General features: G+C 44.8%; 16 protein-coding genes. 10 read left to right on the forward strand and 6 right to left on the reverse strand.

Annotated elements, in window-relative coordinates; all coding sequences use genetic code 11:
- Positions 1 to 507: 507 nt before the first annotated feature.
- Positions 508 to 1,284, forward strand: a complete 777-nt coding sequence (locus AB6F11_RS17110; protein WP_240698622.1) for a substrate-binding domain-containing protein — start codon at positions 508 to 510, stop codon at positions 1,282 to 1,284.
- 63 nt (positions 1,285 to 1,347) lie between these two features.
- Here AB6F11_RS17110 and AB6F11_RS17115 read toward each other — a convergent pair whose 3' ends face one another.
- From AB6F11_RS17115 to hemC, 5 genes are all read right to left on the reverse strand, one after another.
- Positions 1,348 to 2,259: a ketopantoate reductase family protein gene (locus AB6F11_RS17115; protein WP_102394389.1), complete on the reverse strand. Its 912-nt coding sequence runs from the start codon at positions 2,257 to 2,259 to the stop codon at positions 1,348 to 1,350.
- Between the two features lie 877 nt (positions 2,260 to 3,136).
- Positions 3,137 to 4,318, reverse strand: coding sequence for a heme biosynthesis protein HemY (locus tag AB6F11_RS17120; RefSeq protein WP_017063752.1), 1,182 nt, complete (start codon positions 4,316 to 4,318; stop codon positions 3,137 to 3,139).
- Positions 4,318 to 5,544 carry a uroporphyrinogen-III C-methyltransferase gene (locus AB6F11_RS17125; RefSeq protein WP_017061006.1) on the reverse strand — a complete coding sequence of 409 codons (1,227 nt, stop codon included), beginning with the start codon at positions 5,542 to 5,544 and terminating at the stop codon, positions 4,318 to 4,320. The genes AB6F11_RS17120 and AB6F11_RS17125 overlap by 1 nt, the downstream gene beginning before the upstream one ends.
- 19 nt (positions 5,545 to 5,563) lie before the next feature.
- Complete coding sequence (locus AB6F11_RS17130; RefSeq protein ID WP_017061007.1) at positions 5,564 to 6,292, reverse strand: uroporphyrinogen-III synthase; 729 nt, start codon at positions 6,290 to 6,292, stop codon at positions 5,564 to 5,566.
- Between the two features lie 2 nt (positions 6,293 to 6,294).
- Positions 6,295 to 7,233, reverse strand: coding sequence for a hydroxymethylbilane synthase (hemC, locus tag AB6F11_RS17135; protein WP_017061008.1), 939 nt, complete (start codon positions 7,231 to 7,233; stop codon positions 6,295 to 6,297).
- 344 nt (positions 7,234 to 7,577) lie between these two features.
- Between hemC and AB6F11_RS17140 the strand changes: the two genes are divergently transcribed.
- On the forward strand, positions 7,578 to 10,106 hold the full coding sequence (locus tag AB6F11_RS17140; RefSeq protein WP_017066755.1) for a class I adenylate cyclase: 2,529 nt from the start codon (positions 7,578 to 7,580) through the stop codon (positions 10,104 to 10,106).
- 71 nt (positions 10,107 to 10,177) lie between these two features.
- Here the strand turns inward: AB6F11_RS17140 and cyaY are convergent, their stop codons facing one another.
- Positions 10,178 to 10,492 carry an iron donor protein CyaY gene (gene cyaY, locus AB6F11_RS17145; protein ID WP_017061010.1) on the reverse strand — a complete coding sequence of 105 codons (315 nt, stop codon included), beginning with the start codon at positions 10,490 to 10,492 and terminating at the stop codon, positions 10,178 to 10,180.
- 75 nt (positions 10,493 to 10,567) lie between these two features.
- Between cyaY and lptM the strand changes: the two genes are divergently transcribed.
- The 8 genes from lptM (at position 10,568) to AB6F11_RS17185 (ending at position 20,538) form a co-directional block, all read left to right on the forward strand.
- The gene (lptM, locus tag AB6F11_RS21700; protein WP_017068592.1) at positions 10,568 to 10,684 is read left to right on the forward strand and encodes an LPS translocon maturation chaperone LptM; all 117 of its coding nucleotides are present in this window, start codon (positions 10,568 to 10,570) and stop codon (positions 10,682 to 10,684) included.
- A gap of 42 nt (positions 10,685 to 10,726) precedes the next feature.
- The gene (lysA, locus tag AB6F11_RS17155; RefSeq protein WP_017066756.1) at positions 10,727 to 11,980 is read left to right on the forward strand and encodes a diaminopimelate decarboxylase; all 1,254 of its coding nucleotides are present in this window, start codon (positions 10,727 to 10,729) and stop codon (positions 11,978 to 11,980) included.
- A gap of 11 nt (positions 11,981 to 11,991) precedes the next feature.
- On the forward strand, positions 11,992 to 12,822 hold the full coding sequence (gene dapF, locus AB6F11_RS17160; protein ID WP_017061013.1) for a diaminopimelate epimerase: 831 nt from the start codon (positions 11,992 to 11,994) through the stop codon (positions 12,820 to 12,822).
- 44 nt (positions 12,823 to 12,866) lie between these two features.
- Entirely contained in the window at positions 12,867 to 13,565 is a 699-nt protein-coding gene (locus AB6F11_RS17165; RefSeq protein ID WP_017061014.1) for a DUF484 family protein, read from the forward strand.
- Complete coding sequence (gene xerC / locus AB6F11_RS17170) at positions 13,534 to 14,466, forward strand: tyrosine recombinase XerC (RefSeq protein WP_017061015.1); 933 nt, start codon at positions 13,534 to 13,536, stop codon at positions 14,464 to 14,466. The genes AB6F11_RS17165 and xerC overlap by 32 nt, the downstream gene beginning before the upstream one ends.
- Before the next feature lie 15 nt (positions 14,467 to 14,481).
- Complete coding sequence (gene yigB / locus AB6F11_RS17175; protein WP_102394388.1) at positions 14,482 to 15,198, forward strand: 5-amino-6-(5-phospho-D-ribitylamino)uracil phosphatase YigB; 717 nt, start codon at positions 14,482 to 14,484, stop codon at positions 15,196 to 15,198.
- 168 nt (positions 15,199 to 15,366) lie between these two features.
- A complete protein-coding gene (locus AB6F11_RS17180) occupies positions 15,367 to 17,865 on the forward strand; it encodes an EAL domain-containing protein (RefSeq protein ID WP_102394387.1) in 2,499 nt (832 codons plus the stop codon).
- 192 nt (positions 17,866 to 18,057) lie between these two features.
- The gene (locus tag AB6F11_RS17185; protein ID WP_102394386.1) at positions 18,058 to 20,538 is read left to right on the forward strand and encodes an EAL domain-containing protein; all 2,481 of its coding nucleotides are present in this window, start codon (positions 18,058 to 18,060) and stop codon (positions 20,536 to 20,538) included.
- The last annotated feature ends 213 nt before the right edge of the window (positions 20,539 to 20,751 follow it).

Consider the following 20,751-nt stretch of genomic DNA (forward strand, 5'->3'; position numbering starts at 1 on the left):
CTAAAGAAAAGTTCATCCAGAAAGCTATTCAACGCTGGGGAGAACGCTATGATTACTCCTTGGTAGAATATGTGAACAGCAGGACAGCAGTAACCATTATTTGTCCTGTCCACCAGTACCGGTTTACCCAGACTCCTAAAGCTCATTTTGCAGCCAAGCATCATTGTTGTCCGATATGTTACAAGGAGGTTCGAGGAAGTTATCAGAACAGGTGGCGTTTATCCTCTGAATCAAAATCTCCTTTGCGCATGAAATTACCTAGTCAAATTAATCAAGTTTTTCGTTTTTAGCCTTTAACTTCTGGTTGGTGTGTTAAAGATTAATTAGTTTTAAAGACTGGTTAACTTATATGAAAAAATATACGGTATTCATAATTTAGAAGAACTTTTCACTCACTTTATTATGATAAAAAAATTAAAGCGAATTTTCAAAAGTAGTATTCCTCAACAAAAAGTAAACTTGTTAGTTCACTCGCCTTGGGTAGGAGATTCGTCTAAGGCAATACTTGTGAAAAAGCTAGCATTTTTATCCCAAGACTACGGTTGGAATATGAAAGTGACTCGACACCCCATAGAGTTTGGTGAACTCCTAATGTCAAAATTAATACCAACTGCGATTGTCGTCATGAATGACATTAGACCAATTGAAATATATTTGGATATGGCTAGTGACCAAGGCATTCCTATTATTGGTATGGACTCTATGGATTGTCCTTATCTTACTGCAAGCGTAAGTAGTAATAATGCATCAATGGCTCGAGAAAGTGCCGCTTATTTGGCAGCTGAAACTAAAGGTGAGATAGTAATAATAGGTTCGAATGCGCACCCTATGATTTACGAGCGTGAATTAGTAGCAAAATTTGAGTTTGCAACTCACAGTCACATCGAGGTGTCCCAGACACTAGATTATGATAGTAGTTTAGGCCATCAAATCTTAAAAAAGAAGTTAGCTGACGTTATAAAATCTGATAAAGGTGAACAGATCTCTGGTGTTTGGTCAGCTTGGGATAGACCTACTCTGGTTATCACTAAAATGATAGACAAGCTAGGCTATTCCGAAAGAATTAAAGTGGCCGGAGTCGATGGAACTAAAGGCACACTTGCATTACTAAAATCTTCACGCTCACTTATTGCTACATCAGCTCAAGATTTAGATGGCATCGCTCAGCGAGTTGCACATTTAGTTTCCATAAAAACTGAACGTTTATCTCCTGACTTACCTCACATTCAACTGCCAGCTAGATTACACACTAAATCAGATTTGCTTGAAGATCTCAGCATCTAGAGACCTCTTCAAAATGATCAATGTAAGCGCTACGCACCTATTGCGATAGCGATTCACGTCATTCTACTTTCTCAGCAAGTTCTCCAGCGTGTGACAAACTTGATTACCACGAGTGAACGGCACGTGGTGAAGGGCGGCTAAGCTTCGTGTAGCTTGGAAAATGGCTTCAAACTCAACTTGTTTTTCACTGTCGAAGTCCTCTTTCATACTAAAGTAAGCCCCTTCGTAACTTGGTGCGTCCAGTAAAGAGAGCAGCTCAGAAATGGTGAGTTTGGGATGCGGAATAGACAAAGCATCAAACAGAGCTAAGAACTCTTGTTCAATTTCTAGCATTAACTCGCGACACTTGGCGTTATTGGCTCGGTCATACATGTCTGAATCAAAGATAAACGACGCAGCGTTAGCAGCGAAGCTAATCATAAGTTTTGGCAGCCTCGCATGATAAGTGCTTGTTTCGCGTTTTACCTCATTAAAGGCGTGACTCAATATTGAGTCTAGATACGGGTTAGCGTGGCCTTGATGAACGGCGTAAACACAGTCCAGTAACTGATTGTGCAAAGTGACCTGATAAGGGGCGGTGGTGTAACTGGCTTTTAAATGAGTGATTGCGCTGATGATAGCGTTACTTGAATCGAGTGCTTGAGCGAGTTTTTCATCTTCCCCAATGCCATTTTGGAGTAAAACGATCGTTTTGTTTGTCCAGGCTTTGGCTTGCTCGAATAAGGCCCTGTTATCGTGCGCCTTGGTTGCGATAAACACGACATCACCTGTCACCTGTTCTAACCCGTAGCTGGTGGCGTGTGCTTGACCGATTAGTGGCTCATCGGTTTCCGGATAGGTGAGTAACACCTGTTCGTCTTGCCTGATGGAACTCTTTCTATAGACCCATTGGATTTGAATATCGGGAAAAGAAGACAGTTGAGCGGCGAGAAATCCTCCAAGACTGCCTAAACCAACAATACTCACTTTCATCATTCCACGCTCCTTGCTTGAATCGATAGCAGCATTCTACATTGCTTAAGAGTCTTTGCTAACAGCTTGGTTTTAATAAAGTAAGTATCAATAACCACATGAAATGATTACGTTCTTGGATGTTTTGTTCTCTTATATATTTGGCGTATTTTTCGATCAAATATTTTGGGTTTCTTTTATGAGATCTTAACTCGTTAATGAAGGCAAATTAACGTCTGATTGACAAATGTTAATAGGTGTTTCTTAAACTTGTGCGCCGCTGAATTTTAACAACACAATTAGGATACGTAATGCTAGTGGCTATTGGTTCGTTGATTAACTTTTCCTGAGCGTCTTGAGAGCTCTATCTCCTACTAATTTGAACTGGCTGATAAAGATGCCTCGTTTCTAATAACAAGGTTTTGTTGGTCGGTAACTCTTGCTATCTCCCTCTACTTAATAGATTAATCTACAGGCAGTTACGTGAACTCCCCGGTTATAACGGTTTATAGTTGGAACGTTGATGGCTATTTAATTGTTAATTCAGCGTGATTTAAAGTGGGTATCTGTCTGCGGGTAAATATCTTTAAACGCCTTCTTTCAAGGTGAGACTCATTTAATCTTGGGCTTAAAGGTGTCACTTTTCTCTATGACTTCTCTCGAACCTCTTATAAGGACTTGTTTATAAGAATGGTAAAACTACGTACAGACACAACTAAAGTCGTTCTCCGTGTGTTTGAGAAGCCCAGTTGAGCAATTTCATGGTTAGTTGGTTTGTTAGCATTGGGAAGGTAAGGGTTCGATGAGTTTGGTTTATAGCTATTGTAGAAGTTATCTATGGATAAGTAACAGATACAAAAAAGCCGATGCTAGGCATCGGCTTAGTTTGAGACACTTTAAATTAAGCTGGTTGAACTAGAGCGAGCGCTTTACGAGAAACCTCGTGAGCTGCTTTCGTTAAGTTTTGCTTTTCTAGTGCGTCAGATAGGTATCCGTAATCTGAAACATTTGAACGAAGTGCTAGGGCTTTCTCAAAGTGGCTTTGTGCTTCCGCCCACTTCTGTTCTCTTAGGTAGAACTGAGCCAGCGCGCTGTGTGCTTCGGCATTACCACTGTCTTTACTGATTGCACGTTCTAGCATGACCACTACTGGGTGGTGATCGGCTAGGTTCAGCTCTGGAAGCAACATGTAGAGCTCATTTGAACCACTCTTTGCAATGTTCTCTTTGATCACAGTGAAGGCTTCTGAGTCAGCTTTGCGAGCGATCAGTTGCTTCACAAAGCAGGATACAAGGTGCGAACTTTGTTTCTGTTTTCTTGAAAGCTTGTTCCAATGGCTGATTAAACCTTCGCTACCTTGCTGTTGTGCCACATCATGAAGTAGCCCACATTGTGCTTTCTGTTCTAATTCACGTTGCTCATCAGCTGTTAGAAGTTTGTTCTTAACTAATTTAGGAGTTAACTCTAGCAATGGCTGCCATAACTTCAGTTGCAAGTAAGTGGCTTTTAACAGGCCAAGTACAGCAGTGTTATTAGGGTATGTGCCTTTTAGGGTCGAAAGTGTATCGAATGCAGCTTCGTAGTTTGACTCGCTGATTTGCTGTTTAGCTTTAGTTAGCTCAACCGCCAGTAGAGAGTCGTCCTGTTGGCTAGCAAGCTCGATGTACTTATCTCGCTCACTTGTATTACCTTGTTCGTGTGCCGCTTGAGAAGCGACTAAATAACAAAGTAGAGGCATGTCGTGATGGTTAGCCCAACGAGTTACTTTCTTCTCAGCGCCTTTCCAGTCACCTTCAAGTAGCTTGATAATGCCTTCATTGGTATAACGACGAGAACGTTTCAGCTTACGAACACTGAACCAGTTCCAAGTTGTCGAGCTTGCGTACATAAGCTTTTTAAATAGGTACTCTAAGCCGAATAGAGCCGCTAGAAGAGCAATGACAAAGATAACCAGTGTTGTCACGCTCATCTCAATAGTCTTATTCGCAATTGAGATCAGAACGTAGCCTTGTTGACCAGAGAACTGAGTACCAACAATTAACCCAGCACCTAGAACGAGAAAAAGAAAAATCCAACGAATCATTATTTTTCCTCCGTGGTCATAACGGTGACTTCACGACGTAGGCGCTCACGTATCACATCTGACAACTCATTTTGAGATTCAAGCTTTACAGGGTATTTCACAGAGATGTTCTGTTCACTTAGCTGTTTAATCGCTTTCTCAAATTCAATCACTGAGTTGTTATCTTGGTTTAGATACGCTTTCGACCACTCGCTAGCGGTATTAAGAGCTGCGCTATAGAGTTCACCTTGTTCTTTGTAGACGGCGCGAATCGCGGTTTCTAATTTACCTTTGATGTTTTCACGCAGGTAGAAGTGTTGTTCAGGAGAGAGTAGAGGGATAACTTCGCCATCACGACTACGGAAGGTAATGAAGTTTTCTGAGAAGTCTTTCATCGACGTCATCAGGTTGTTCTGCCAATCATTAATATCTTGCGATACCGCTTTTTTCTCAACAACCGCAGCTTCCGGAAGAATCGCATTGGCAAGCGGCAGTGTATCGACTTGCTGTTGCAAGCTTGTGATACGCAGAACTAAGCCGTCACGGTCGATCAGAGGAATAGTGCGAAGCTTGGTAATGTCATTGGTCATTGATTGACGCAGTGACACTAAGCTCGGGTCATTCAGTGCTGCGATACGTTGATCGGCGCTTTCCATTAACTTGGTTGCGCTAACGGCATCATGCTCGAGGAACAGTTTACGTCCTGCTAGTTTCACAAGGTAATCGGCTTCGGCAAGTAACCAGTCATTCGGGCGGCGACCTTTCACGTCAGCCACTGCTAACTGCAGGCTTTGAATGCTCTTCTGCTGTTGAGATTGCACGACCTGAGTTTTCTCCACCGCGTGTGAGGCTTCTTGGATAGTCTCTTGCTTGATGGTTTGTAGGTCTTTATTTACCGCAGATTGGGTATTTTGAAGTTGTGCTTGAAGAGCGGCTATTTGAGCCGAGTATTCAGCGCTCTTTTGCTGCATTTGAAATGCGATACCGCCACTGAAGATAATTGAAATAGCGATCGCAATAGCGCCTAGTTTGACACCGCGCTTACCTTGCTTTTCTGCTTTCTCTATTTGCTCTTTATGCTCAGCTTGAGGCTGCTCATTTTTAGCGGTATTTGAAGCAGAGGCATCAAGCTTCTGTTCAGGTTGTTTTGTCTCTGTAGAGTCAGCTTTTTCGTTTTCAACAACTACTGGCTGAGTATCTTGTTTCTTTTCAGGTTCAATATGCTCATTATTTTTTTTGCTTGTCATGCTTATTTCCTGTTTCTAGCTAGGGCCGGAGAGCAGCCAGTAATATTTGGTTCGTAGCACTGTGAGTATTGGTCACATTCGAGAAGCCGAGTTGTTGTGCTCGTTCTACAATGCGCTGGCTTGGGACAAATAGATGTCTTGTTGAAAGCCAAGCCAAATACTCATCAGGGGTAATTGAGCAGAGATACTCCAATTGTTCCTGACTAGTGATGACAACTTTGGACGTTTTTTTGTTTATCCATGTTTGATAGGTATTGTGGTCGCTAATAGGAATATATTCTCTACGGTAGGTCTCACAATAAGAGACTTGTGCACCTCGATTGAGTAGAGAATCTCTAATGAGCTCACGCCCACCATTACCACGTAGTATCAAAATGGACTTATTTTCTACGCCATTAAGTTCAGTAAGTTTAAGAAGATGTTCACTATCACTAACTTGAGGATAGTTTACTTTTTGTTTACAGACTTTGCTTAAAACGTGCGCAGTTTTTTGACCAACGCCAAGATAAAGCGGCGAAGTAGGCCAAATGGATGAGGTTTTTGAAAGGATGCTTTGGGCAGCCGCCACGGCGTGGTGACTGACTGCAATAATGATATCGCTGTTATTAAGCTGGGTGCTTAAATCCGCAGAGTTGGGATTATCCACGATACGAATCAGCGGATGATGGATTGCTTGAACCCCTTCATCCGCTAGTTGTTGGCAAAGCGATTGTCCCTCTGAACCGGGACGAGTCACCAACACTGTCATGATTATTCTTGGTCAACGTAGAGCTTGGTTAAGATCTCTCTCGCGCCATCATCCAGCAATTGATTTGCCAGAGTCACGCCAAGTGCTTCTGCATCTTTGCGAGGGCCAGAGATCTCACCACGAACCATCTTAGAACCGTCCGGTTCACCAACTAATGCACGTAGCCAGATGTTTTCGCCATCTAATAATGAGTAGCTGCCGATAGGAACCTGACAGCCACCTTCTAGGGTAAGGTTCATTGCACGTTCGCACAGTACACGATCAGCCGTGTCTTTATGATTCAGTGGTTCAAGGAGTTTAATCAGACGCTCGTCATCAAGGCGACACTCAATACCAACAGCGCCTTGGCCAACAGCAGGGAGAGACTGTTCTGGTTCGATGAAGCTACGAATACGCTCTTCTAGCTCTAGACGTTTAAGACCTGCAGCAGCCAGTACGATCGCATCGTATTGACCATCATCGAGTTTACCTAGACGAGTTCCAACGTTGCCGCGTAGCTCTTTGATGATGAGGTCAGGGCGGTATTCTAACAGTTGGCATTGGCGACGCAGGCTACATGTACCTACGACAGCACCTTGTGGGAGTTCGTCGATGTTGTTGTAAGTGTTTGATACGAAAGCGTCACGCGGATCTTCGCGCTCACAAATCGTTACCAGACCTAGACCTTCAGGGAAGTCGACAGGTACATCTTTCATTGAGTGAACGGCTAGGTCAGCACGACCTTCTAGCATTGCTACTTCAAGTTCTTTAACGAACAGTCCTTTACCACCCACTTTAGCAAGCGGAGTGTCGAGGATGATGTCACCTTTGGTCACCATAGTTACCAACTCAACCTCTAAACCAGGGTGAGCAGCTTGCAGTGCATCCCTTACAAAGTATGCCTGCCAAAGGGCAAGAGGGCTTTTTCTGGTCGCGATACGGATTGGTGCTGAATTTGTCATGGTGTTTCCGATATAGGTTCTGTAATAGCCTAATCCTACCATTATGAGGCGAGAATTCTTACTGTTTGATCATTCCATACTTTGATAGCTGAGAGATTTTCATGAGTTCACCAAAATAGTGTGATTAGTATCTCATTTGAAACATGGGCTATTATTAGAAATAGTCAATAAAGAGGACACTACGGCGCCGTGAGTTTAACTTTCTGTCATCAAGGAATTGACCAGTATGACGGGTTCCTTTGCTTTACCATTAAGGGTAAAAGTGTTAAATTGATCACGTTTTGTTGCTCCTTTCGTTCAGTAACTAAACAGAACTGCACTTAACCTCAAACCAAGGACTTACCTTGCAGGCTTACACTCAAACTTTGATTCAACGATTAGACAATCTAAATCAGCAGCGCATTGATCGTGCGTTGGCGTTGATGAATGTGCAAGGCCAGCGAGTATTCAACCTTATTCCCGCACTGCTTCACTTCAATCACCCGATGATGCCTGGTTATTATGACCAACAAGTTCCTTTTGGAATTCGTAGCTTCACGCTTAATGAATTCCAAAAGCAATTTGTCTCTGATACCGAATTAACGCTGGGTGGCAAACTCACCGAGACGGATGAACCAGCAATCCTTGGCTTGTACACCATGGGTAGTACTTCTTCTATTGGTCAAAGCACTTCAAGTGATCTTGATATCTGGGTGTGTGTTTCCCCGGATATGGATGGCGCCTCTCGCGATAGCCTAACCAACAAGTGTCTCTTGATTACCGATTGGGCTGAAACCTTGGGAGTAGAAGCGAACTTCTTCTTGATGGATGAAGAGCGTTTCCGTTCGAACCATTCAGAAGAGATGACCGGCGATAACTGTGGTTCTTCACAGCACTTATTATTGCTTGATGAGTTTTATCGCTCTGCGGTTCGTTTGGCTGGTCAGCGTTTGTTGTGGCAAATCATTCCGCCAGAAATGGAAGAGTGTTACGACGAGTATGTTCAAGGTTTGTGTCAGGATGGCTATCTTGATTGCTCGCAGTGGATCGATTTCGGCAAGCTGAATCGCATTCCCGCTGAAGAGTACTTTGGTTCAAACCTGTGGCAGCTCTATAAGAGTATCGACTCACCGTATAAATCGGTTTTGAAGGCGATCCTGTTAGAAGCCTATTCATGGGAATACCCAAACACCCAACTGCTGAGTATTGATACCAAGCGTCGCTTCTTCGCGGATGAACCGGATCTGTATGGCATGGATAGTTACTATCTGATGCTTGAGAAGGTAACGCGCTACCTAGAGCGTATTAACGACCATACTCGATTGGACTTGGTGAGGCGCTGTTTTTATCTTAAGACCCACGAGAAGTTGTCACGAGATGCGGGCATTGGCTCCGTTGCGTGGCGTCGTGAAGCCTTAACCGAGATGACTAAATCTTGGAATTGGGGACATGAAACCATTGCTGAGCTCGATAACCGCCGTAACTGGAAGGTTGAGCAGGTTAAAGTGGTGCACCATGCACTGCTTGATGCCTTGATGCTGAGCTATCGTAATCTGATTCAATTTGCGCGTCGTAACGACATCACTTCGGCAATCAGTCCACAAGATATCAGCATCTTGGCACGTAAGCTTTACGCTGCGTTTGAGGTATTGCCAGGTAAAGTGACACTGCTGAACCCACAAATCTCTCCGGATCTGCATGAACCCGACTTGAGCTTCATCGAAGTTCGTCAGGGTCAGTCGAATAAAGCAGGTTGGTACTTGTATAAGCAGCCACTGGTTGCACACCGCATTCTTGGTCAGCCTTCTCTAGAGCACCATGAGTACTTGAGTAAGTTGGTAGCATGGTCGTTTTTTAATGGCTTGATTACCGAGTCGACACGTTTGCACTCTGTGGTACGTGACGCTCACATCGATATCGATAAGTTCTATCAAATGGTGAGCGACCTGCGTAATACGTTTTCTTTGCGTAAGCGTCGCCCAAGTATGCAAGCACTGGCGAGCCCGTGTGAGATAAGCCAGCTAGCGATGTTCATCAACTTTGAAAATGACCCGACGTCTGAATTAAGTGGTCGTGCATTAAAAGTGGACCTCAAGAACGCCGATATCTTCAGCTTTGGTGAGGAAGGTAAGAGCTTAGTCGGCAGTGTCGACTTAGTTTATCGTAACTCTTGGCATGAAGTACGTACGCTGCATTTTCAAGGTGATACGGCAATGCTGGATGCGCTGAAGACGGTGCTTGGCAAAATGCACCAAGATGCTTTACCGCCAGAATCGGTTGATGTGTTCTGTTACAGCAAAAACCTGCGTGGTGTGATGCGTAACATGGTGTATCAACTGCTTGCTGAGTGTATCGATTTACGATTGAAACCGATTGAACCCGAGAAGCGCCGCCGCTTTAAGGCTATTCGTTTAGCTAATAAGATGTTTGGTCTGTTCTTCGAACGTCGTGGTGTGTCGGTACAGATGTTGGAAAACTCGGTCGATTTCTACCGTAGCATCTCAACCAATAAGCTCAAAGGCTCACCTTTACTGATGCTCGATAAAGAGCAAGAGTATCAGCTACCAGAAGTGGTGGATGGTTTTGCGAGTGAGGGCTTGATTCAGTTCTTTTTCGAAGATACCGACAAAGGCTTCAATATTTATGTATTGGACGAGTCGAACCAAGTTGAGGTCTACCACCAGTACAGCGGTGAAAAAGATGAGATGATCGCGAGCGTGAATTCTTTCTACACATCGGTAAAAGATGAGTCGAAGATGTCGTCTAAGTTGATTAACTTTAACCTACCTCAGTACTACCAAATCGTTCATCCTGAAGAAGGCAATTCTTACGTTGTGCCTTATCGTAACGATGCAACTTTAGCTTCTCGGAGCTCAAAGATAGTCAACATCTAGTCTTACTAAGCCCGATTGATATTGAAAAAGGAGTGATTGATTCACTCCTTTTTAGTTTTGCTTACAAATGATTAGACCCAATCGATCGCTTCACCTGCGTGCTTCACGCATTCTTCTTTAACCATCTCAAACAGCTCCATGCCCGTCTTTGAACATGTCCACTTGTCGTCAACTAGCTTGAAGTGAAAGCCACCAGATTTAGACGCTAACCAGATTTCTTTCATTGGTTCTTGGCGGTTAATGATGATTTGGCTGCGGTTCTCAAACTCCAGCGTCATCACGTTACCAGTCACTTCGTAATCAATATCTGCCTCTGATTCATCGATAGCTTCTTCGATGTTTTGCATCTGTATATCGACCAGCTGATGAAATTCAGTCTCGTTCATCCTTTCTATCCTATTGCTTTTCCTGAGTGTGGTGCGATTATAGGGGGCATTGAGTTAATAATCACGATATGCAAAATGAAAAAATTAATTACTGCTCTATTTATGATGTCCGTTATTGGACTTTCTGGTTGTGGTCAAACGGGTCCTTTGTACGATCCTGATGAAGTTCAGCAAACCGAACAATCACAATAAGTGAAAACACGCAGAAATCGTTATTTATAAGGGATAAGAACTTTGGATTACTTCAACTATCAGGAAGATGGCCAGCTTTGGGCTGAGGACGTCGCACTTTCACAACTAGCAGAGCAATATGGTACACCGCTGTATGTATATTCTCGTGCAACATTAGAACGCCACTGGAATGCGTTTGATTCATCGGTTGGTGAGCATCCGCACTTGGTGTGTTATGCCGTTAAAGCTAACTCAAACCTTGGCGTGTTGAATACTTTGGCTCGTTTGGGCTCTGGCTTCGATATCGTTTCTGGCGGTGAGCTAGAGCGTGTGGTTGCTGCCGGTGGCGATCCAGCAAAAGTTGTATTCTCTGGTGTCGGTAAAACAGCCGCTGAAATGAAGCGTGCGCTTGAGTTGAACATTAAGTGTTTCAACGTAGAGTCTGAACCAGAACTAGAGCGACTGAATAAAGTAGCTGGTGAGCTTGGTGTTAAAGCGCCGATTTCACTGCGTATCAACCCAGACGTTGATGCGAACACTCACCCTTATATCTCTACTGGTCTGCGTGATAACAAGTTTGGTATCGCTTTCGACCGTGCTCCTGCTGTCTATGAGTTTGCAAAAACACTCGATAACTTGTCTATCCATGGTATTGATTGCCACATTGGTTCTCAGTTAACGGATATCGAACCTTTCATCGATGCAACCGATCGCCTGCTTGCGCTGATCGACCAGCTACGTGCTAACGGTATCAACATCAAACACCTTGATGTCGGTGGCGGCTTGGGTGTGGTTTATCGTGATGAATTACCACCACAGCCTTCTGACTACGCGAAAGCTTTATTGGCTCGCTTAGACAATCATTCTGATCTAGAGCTGATTTTCGAGCCTGGAAGAGCGATTGCTGCTAACGCTGGTGTATTATTAACGAAAGTCGAGTTCCTCAAGCCAACAGAGCACAAGAACTTTGCCATCATCGATGCAGCAATGAACGATCTAATGCGCCCAGCACTTTACCAAGCTTGGCAGGATATTGTTCCTGTGAGCCCTCGTCAGGGTGAAACTGTGACTTACGATTTGGTTGGCCCAATCTGTGAGACAGGCGATTTCCTAGGTAAAGATCGTGACCTTGTTCTTGAAGAAGGTGATCTGCTAGCAGTTCGTTCAGCGGGTGCTTATGGCTTCGCGATGTCATCTAACTACAACACTCGTTCGCGTGCGGCTGAAGTGATGGTGGATGGCGATAAAACTCACTTGGTTCGTCAGCGTGAAGAGCTTACGAGTCTGTGGGAACTTGAAAACATTCTTCCGGAGTAATTTTAAGCGTTATGCACTTCCACTTTTCTAAAATGCATGGTTTGGGCAATGATTTCATGGTCGTGGACTGCATTACTCAAAATATTTTCTTTTCTCCAGATTTGATCCGTCGCTTGGCGGATCGTCACACTGGCGTGGGCTTTGATCAGCTACTTGTGGTTGAGGCTCCCTATGATCCAGAAACTGATTTCCATTACCGCATATTCAATGCGGATGGCAGTGAAGTGGAGCAGTGTGGCAATGGTGCACGTTGTTTTGCACGATTCGTTCGCATGAAAGGCTTAACGAATAAGTACAGCATCAACGTGAGTACCAAGAAAGGTAAAATGGTTCTCAAGATTGAAGAGAATGACCTGATCACGGTGAACATGGGCATTCCTGAGTTCGAACCCGGCAAGATTCCATTCAAGGCCAAGCAGCCAGAGAAGACGTATATCCTAAGAACGGATGTACACACCTTATTCTGTGGTGCGGTAAGCATGGGTAACCCACATGTGGTTACCGTGGTTGATGACGTCGACACGGCTGATGTGGACACCTTAGGCCCACTACTTGAATCACATGAACGTTTCCCTGAGCGTGTTAATGCTGGCTTTATGCAGGTCGTTAACCGTGAAGAAGTTCGTCTACGTGTTTACGAACGCGGCGCGGGTGAAACTCAGGCATGTGGCAGCGGAGCGTGTGGCGCAGTTGCAGTGGGTATCACTCAAGGCTTACTGGCTGAGAATGTGAAGGTTCGTCTACCAGGCGGTGACTTACACATTAGCTGGCAAGGCCCGGGTAAACCTCTGTTTATGACCGGCCCTGCAACGCATGTGTTTGATGGTCAACTTTCTTGCTAATAACGACCCAAAACAAATATATTCATAAAAATAAAGGATAGGTTTTGTCTTACGTTGAAGCCGACGCACTCACCGCAGAAGTGGTCGCGGAATATTTACGTGATAACCCAGATTTTTTCCAAGACCGAAAAGATTTGGTTGATCGCCTTGCTATCAATAACGTTGAGCAGGGCGCTGTTTCTCTGGTTGAGGTTCAGCTTAAACGCCAACGTCATCGAATCGAAGAGCTTGAAGAAGAGATCACTGGCTTGATGTCGTTGGCAGCAAATAACGATAAAACCTTCTATGAGTTTATGGATCTGCAAGCGCAAGTGCTGAAATGCAGTGACTTCATGCAGGTGATAAAAGCCGTTGAACAAAAAGCGTTAGATCTTGGGCTTAAGGCTCATGTTCGTATTCTTTCGCAATCTGGCTTTTATCAGTTGAGTGCTGAGGGTTACTCTAAGTTTTCGCTTAACCATTTCAATGGCAAAGATGCTTATCTTGGACGCTTGAGAAAAGCCGACAGACACGATTTGTTTGGTGATTATCCAGTTCCAGAGCTAGGCTCTTATGTAGTACTACCGCTTGCTAAGCAGTCTCCATTGGGTTTGCTCGCCTTTTCTAGTGAAGATGGCGGACATTTCCAACCCCATATGGATACGCTCTTTTTACGCCATTTAGCACTTGTTGTCGCTCATTTGGCGGACACCTTACCTTGGCAGATAAATAATGAGCCTAGAGCCCAAAATACCTCTTCCTAACAGCCTTCAAAAGCCACTTTCTCGCTTCTATGAGTATCTCCGAAGCGAGAAGGGACTCAGCCTACACACCCAACGTAATTACAAACAACAACTTGAAACCATGGCCGGTCATTTAGTCACTCTAGGGCTAAAGGATTGGGGGCAAGTCGATGCGGCGTGGGTCAGACAACTGGCCAGTAAAGGCATGCGTGAGGGAATGAAAGCGAGCAGCATTGCAACGCGCTTATCGTCACTGCGCAGCTTCTTTGATTTCCTTGTGTTGCGTGGCGAAATGACCGCCAATCCAGCTAAAGGTGTCTCTGCACCTCGCAAACAACGCCCTTTGCCTAAAAACCTCGATGTTGATGAAGTGGGTCAACTGCTTGATGTGAATGAGGACGATCCATTGTCGATTCGTGATCGAGCGATGATGGAGGTGATGTATGGTGCTGGATTACGACTGGCAGAACTGGTCGGCATCAATCTTAAAGATGTGTTAGGTCGACAAGGCGAAATTCGAGTGATTGGTAAAGGCGACAAAGAACGCAAAGCGCCTTTTTCTGGTTTAGCTAAAGAGTGGGTCGATAAATGGCTCAAAGTTCGTGGTGAATTGGCTTCACCGGGTGAAACTGCGCTGTTTGTCTCTAAGCTTGGGACTCGTATCTCTCACCGCAGTGTGCAAAAGCGCATGGAAGAGTGGGGCAAGAAGCAATCTGTCGCGAGTCATATTAGCCCGCATAAACTGCGTCACTCCTTTGCAACGCATGTGCTTGAATCGAGCCAGAATCTTCGTGCTGTTCAAGAGTTGCTTGGCCATGAAAACATCTCGACGACTCAAGTGTATACCCACTTAGATTTCCAACACTTAGCACAGGCTTATGATCAGGCTCACCCGAGAGCTCGTAAGAAGAATAAAGATTAGATTTAAGGGTTTACTATGCGAATTTATCGAGGGTTAAAGCCCATTAAAGCCATGACCTTTGACTTGGATGACACCCTGTATGACAACTGGCCTGTGATCATGAAGGTTGAGAAAGAGATGGCACAGTGGCTTTATCAAAAGCACCCAGTGTCGGCTTCTTTATCGCTTGAAGAGTGGCAGGGCATTAAGCAGCAAGTCGCATCTGAAAACCCAGCTTTGAAACATGATGTCACCGTGTGGCGTGAAACTCAGATTAAGAGTGGTTTGCTGCAATTGGGTTACTCCCTGCCGCAAGCAAAGCAAGCGGCTCGAGAAGGCATTGAGCATGCCTTGTGGTTGCGTAATCAAGTCGATGTCCCTCAAGAAACGCATCGAGTGATGTCTGAACTTAGCCAACGTATTCCTCTGGTTGCGATTACCAATGGCAATGTCGACCCTCACAAAATTGCCTTAGGGCAGTACTTTCAATTAATCCTTAAAGCCGGCCCTGATGGCAGAGCAAAACCCTATCCAGATATGTTTGAAAAAGCTCAGCAACACCTAGATTGCGACGCTGAGAATATTCTTCATGTTGGTGATCACCTTAAAACGGATGTCTATGGAGCCAAGCAAAATGGCTTCCAGGCGTGCTGGTTTAATGACACTGGTTCCAATTTATACCGCTCCCCTAAGGCGAGTGTGCTCCCTGATGTTGAAATAGACCAACTTAGCGATCTTATGCGACTAATTTAATGGCTTGGTAAGCTTATTGTGTCGCATTTACGATAGTGAATTGTTACATTAGTCGCCTATAAAAGCCTGATTAGGCTAGGATAATTGGCGACTACTTTTTATCGATTCATTTCAGTCATAGCAGTGGTTGCGGGTTATTACTTCACTCGATTTTGAACAAGGGTTGGCATGCAAACATTTACATTTCTCGCAAATACTGAGGCGTTATTTAGAGCTCAATTTGATCAGCGAGAATGGTGTGACAGCAAACAGTACCTTATTCAAATTTTCTCAGCACAATCTTCAGATCTAGCTCGTCAAATCGCGGGTGTTGCCCTCAATCGTTTAAACAATGCGACGCTAATTGGTCAGAGTGCTCGTCATGTTATCTGTGATAATTGTCTTGAAAGTGCATGCACCTTAGTTATCATCAGTGAGTTCAACGAAACCCATCTAACTTCTGCGGTCCAGCCTTTTTCCGGCAATCCAAATCAAGACAGCCAAGACTTAGCTTTTCAATTGCGCCTTACAGAAGACACCAAAACGGTCATCAGCTTGTGTGATCAGGTTGAAGGGCGTGATTATCCTATTTATAGCGCTTTTGAAAATTTACCTTACGCCTTGCCGATAGCTGGTGGACTGTGCCATGAGAATGAATTTGGCCGTTGGGTTATGTATAACGAGCAAACCTACCAGCACGCCTGTGTTGCTGTGGCTCTGACTAACCCAAGATTGAAGGTTTGGTCGGACGCGTACTCTGAGTGGAACCCGATTGGGATGAAGCTACGAGTCACACACGCAATCGGAAATCGCTTATACGCATTGAACGACAAGCCGGCTATTGAAGTATTTAAACATTACCTTGCGGATGGCAAAGACCTTCCTTTTAGCCAGCTGATGAGCTTTCCGCTTTATCGAGAACTTGGCAGAAAGAAGGGTATCTCGACGCCGCTACGTATTAATGATGATGGCAGTATCGAGTTTGATAGCCCTTGGCATGTCGGTGAAGAGGCGCAGTTTTGTTATAACCACCCATCTCTCACTGCAGAAAAGGTACGCCACGGGGCCGAGATGCTAGCCATGCATCAGCCTGAATCGGTGATCATTTATAACTGTGTATCTCGACTTGAGTTTATCGACAGTAAACTTGAGCTCAAGCCATTTGAAGGGATAGTGAATACATGTGGTGCCTACTGCATGGGGGAGCTATACCGTAATGAAGACCGCCAAGAGATACTGCACCATAGCCTGACTTATATCGCTATGCGCGAGTCTGACGAGATTAAAGAGTTTCATTGCGAAGACTTTCAGTGTGGCTCAACCGTGTCGCCATTGCTTAACCTTGTCAGAAATGCAGTCGCTGATCTTGACAGTATGAATACTCAGATGGAAAAGAAACTCCATCAACAAGCGCGTCGCTTAACCGAAAGCTATCGTATTGACTCGCGTACTGGTTTGCCGAACCGTATCGTATTGAAAGAACGCCTCAATACTATTCTGTTTAGTGAACACTTACTCACGTTAAAGCTCACGAATTTCCATCAAGTTAACGAAAAATACGGCTATCAAGTGGGTGACCAGTTACTGCTTGATCTGTCTAATCACTTCATCGAGCGATTGCAGCTTCGTGTCGTCAAAGAGCCTCGCGTGAAAGTAGAGCTGTTCAGTATTGGTGTCGGAGAGTGGGCGATTATCTTTAATGCCAGTGTTGGTAGTGCGAAAATAAAAGAAGGTTTCGTTGAGTTCGCCGATGACATCGAACACATAAATTTTGAGCCGTATGGTTTGGCTGATATTGATTACTTGTCAGTTTCTCTGTGTGGCGGCTTTGCTAGTCGTTGTGACTTCTTAACCGACAGTGGTGACGAGATCTTATTGAAAGCGATCGAAGCTCGACGCTATGGAGTGCGTAATAATACCCATATCACCAATGCCAAAGACATTCAGGTGAGCGAAGAGGACCGAAAAGAGCAACTTGGTTGGTTGAGCTGTGTGAGCCGTGCAATTTTAGATCAGAACATCATCACTTACTCACAGCCGATTGTGGAATCGGGTACGCACGAAATGATTGGCCAAGAGTGTTTGGTCAGAATCATGGAGTCGGATGGTACTATTGTGCCACCAGGAAAGTTCTTACCTATCATTGCTGACACCCACCTATACACGCGCCTTAGTCGACACATGATTAAGAGCACTATTGGCTACATGGCAGATAAGCAGAGTTCGTTTTCTATCAATCTATCCCCACAAGATTTGTTGAGCGACAAGACGCTTGAGGTGCTTGAGGCTGCGATCAGTGGTATGAACGATCCTACTCGACTTGGTTTAGAGGTTTTAGAATCAGAACAGATTAAAGATTATGGCCGCATGATTGAGGTGTGTGATCACTTCCGTGCTCTCGGGGCGAGAATTATTGTTGATGATTTTGGCTCTGGTTACTCCAACATCGATGAAATTATCAAGCTAGAGCCGCAGATCATTAAGCTCGATGGTAGCTTGATTCGTAATATCGACAAAGACCAAAAACAAAGAAACATCGCTTCTCAGTTGGTTCGTTTGTGCCAAGTGTTCAACGCCAAAACGGTCGCTGAATTTGTCCATAACCAACAGGTTTGTGAGATAGCAGAGCAAATGGGTGTCGATTATCTGCAGGGGTACTACTTTGGTGAGCCTAAGCGACTGTTTTAGCAGTTAAAGCTTCTAGCATTGTGTAACTACTGACGATAAAAGTACTGCGCCGCCATTAATGACTGCTTTTTGGTGGAGTGGATGATGTCTAACTAAGGTCACATTATTCATAACACGATCGTAAGTATTCCGTGCAAGCCTTATCTATAATAAGCACAATAACAAATCATTAACGTAACGATTAATGTGAATATGCAGTCGACTTCTCTCCTGATACAAGACATTGAGCAAACCCAACGTGAATTGGAAAAGATAGATTTTCATCAACATGAAAGCCTACTGATTCAGGTGTTTTCGTCTTTCGAGAAAGGTTCTGTTTTGGCTGCCTGCCAAGTGATTCAATCGACTTTTCCCAATGCCAAACTGATTGGTTGCAGTGCTAACCACTACATCAGCCAAGGTGTCATCCTGCACCAAGGTCTTTATCTGATTGTTAGCCGCTTTGACGCGACGTCTTACTCTTGTGGTGTTGTCGAATATAGCGAACAACCATTACTCGATAGCCACGCTATGTGGCAACAGCTTGAGTGCAATGATAATACTCAAAGCATCATCTGTTTCGCAGACCGCTTGCAGATAAATAGCCGAGATCTATTTTCAGCGTTTGAGCAGTCGAGGTATTCATTACCTATCTGCGGCGGAGCATCGACCATCACAGATAATGGACGTTGGGTGATGTTAGATGGCATTTGCTATGAAAATGCCTATGTGATGTTGGCGTTGCACAGTGTCGAGCTCTCCATCGCTAAGGGTTATTACACTGAATGGAATCCGATTGGTCGAACTTTTCGAGTGACCGGTGCTCAAGAGAACCGGTTGTTGGAACTGGATGGGATGCCTGTTCGCGAACTCTACAATCGTTACCTCGCTGATGGCTTCGAAGTGCCTTTTGAGCAACTGCATAACTTTCCCTTGATGGTCGGTGACCCGAAAGAGCAAAACATTCACTTACCGCTCAAGGTAACGGAAAGTGGGGAGATAGAATTCAGCGGCCAGTTCCAAGTGGGTGATGAGGTCCGGTTTTGTTATGACCATCCATCTTTGACCCTAGAGCAAATACGACTGGGCGTGCAGCAGCTCGCCTCTCATAGGCCAGAACAGTTCTTCATTTACAACTGCACTTCTCGTATCGACTTTATCGATGGGAACCAAGAGGTTGAGGTTTTCCAAAAATTGGCCGATAGCTATGGCGTTTACTGCATGGGAGAACTTTATCAAGAGAATAGCCAACAGCGAATCTTGCACCATAGCCTCACTTACCTTGCGCTTAGAGAAGGCGAGGGTAAGGCGGTATTGCCATTAGAGACACAACCCGCGACCAACATATCCCCTCTGTTTTCATTGATCCGAAATGCACTGCTTGATGTCGATGACATGAACAACAGCATGGCGAGTAAGATTCAGCAGCAAGCCACCGCATTGACGGCAAGCTATCGAATTGATCACCGTACAGGTTTACCCAATCGCAGTGTGTTGCGTGAGAAGCTGTCGAAGATGAGCAGTGACAGCCACTTGTTAGCTTTGAAGGTCACGACCTTTGGTCAGATCAATGAGAAGTATGGTTATCGAGTGGGTGACAAGCTTCTGCATGATTTGAGTGAGTACTTTCAAAAGGCGCTGTGGCAGTTCTTTGATGAGGGCTGTCAGCTCTACAGTATCGGTATTGGTGAGTGGGCGGTGGTGTTTGATAGTTGGGCGAGCCAAGAACATATTCATCAGCGATTCTCGGAATTTGCTGATCAAACCGAGCATGTGAATTTTGAGCCTACCGGTTTACCCGATATTGATTACTTGTCGGTGTCTATCTGTGCGGGTATCGCCAGCCGTCGAGATTTCCCGACTACCTCTATTGATGACTTATTGTTGAAGGCGATTGATGCGAGGCGCAGCGCTGTCAGCCAGAACAAGCACCTAGTGAGCGCCAAGGCACTCATTCAATTGGAGAAGCATCGCCAAGAGCAACTTGGTTGGCTGTCGTGCGTGAGTCGCGCCGTGCTTAATCAGAATATTGTGGCGTGCTCTCAGCCCATAGTTTCAGCACACAGTCATCAGGTAGAGAGCTACGAGTGTTTGGTTCGAATTGAAGAGGACGGTCAGTTAATTGCACCGGGTAAGTTCTTGCCAATCATTGAAGGAACCCATCTCTATACACGCCTCAGTCGTCAGATGATAACGCGCACCTTCGATTTTATGAGTCAGCGAACCGATTCGTTCTCAATTAATTTAGCGCCACAAGATTTCAGCAATGAGAAAACCATTCTTCACCTTGAACAAGCGATCAAGAAAATCAGTCACCCACAGCGTATTGGCTTGGAGGTGTTAGAAACGGAACAAATTCAGGATTACGGTCGCTTGATTGAGGTGTGTAATCACTTCCGCGATCTTGGTGTGAATATTATTGTTGATGACTTTGGTTCGGGCTATTCGAACATTGATGAGATATTGAAGCTAGAACCACAGGTGATCAAGCTTGATGGCAGTTTGATTCGCAATATTGATAAAGATAAAAAGCAGCGCAAGATCGCTCAGCAGTTGGTGAGCTTATGCCAGATTCTGAATGCTAAGACGGTGGCGGAGTTCGTTCATAATGAGCAGGTGTGCCGTATTGCTGAAGACATGGGGGTCGATTACTTGCAAGGGTATTACTTTGGTCAACCTCAGCGTTTGTTTTGATGGAGCGAGCGTTTCACGTGAAACACTGGTTGGCTCAATAACGAAAATACGATGTAAAAAGGGTGAGCTTATGGCTCACCCTTTTTGTTTCAGTTTTACGTTACTTACCGCAAGCCTCTACGTGGCTTCCTCTATTTGAGTGAATGACCACATTTATCGTATCCGCCCCATGAACCCACGGGGCGACTTGTCAGTGTTTGAAGTTCCAAGGCA

This window comes from Vibrio sp. 10N.247.311.14 (assembly GCF_041467715.1).
In the GTDB taxonomy this organism is placed as follows: Bacteria; Pseudomonadota; Gammaproteobacteria; order Enterobacterales; family Vibrionaceae; genus Vibrio; species Vibrio crassostreae_C.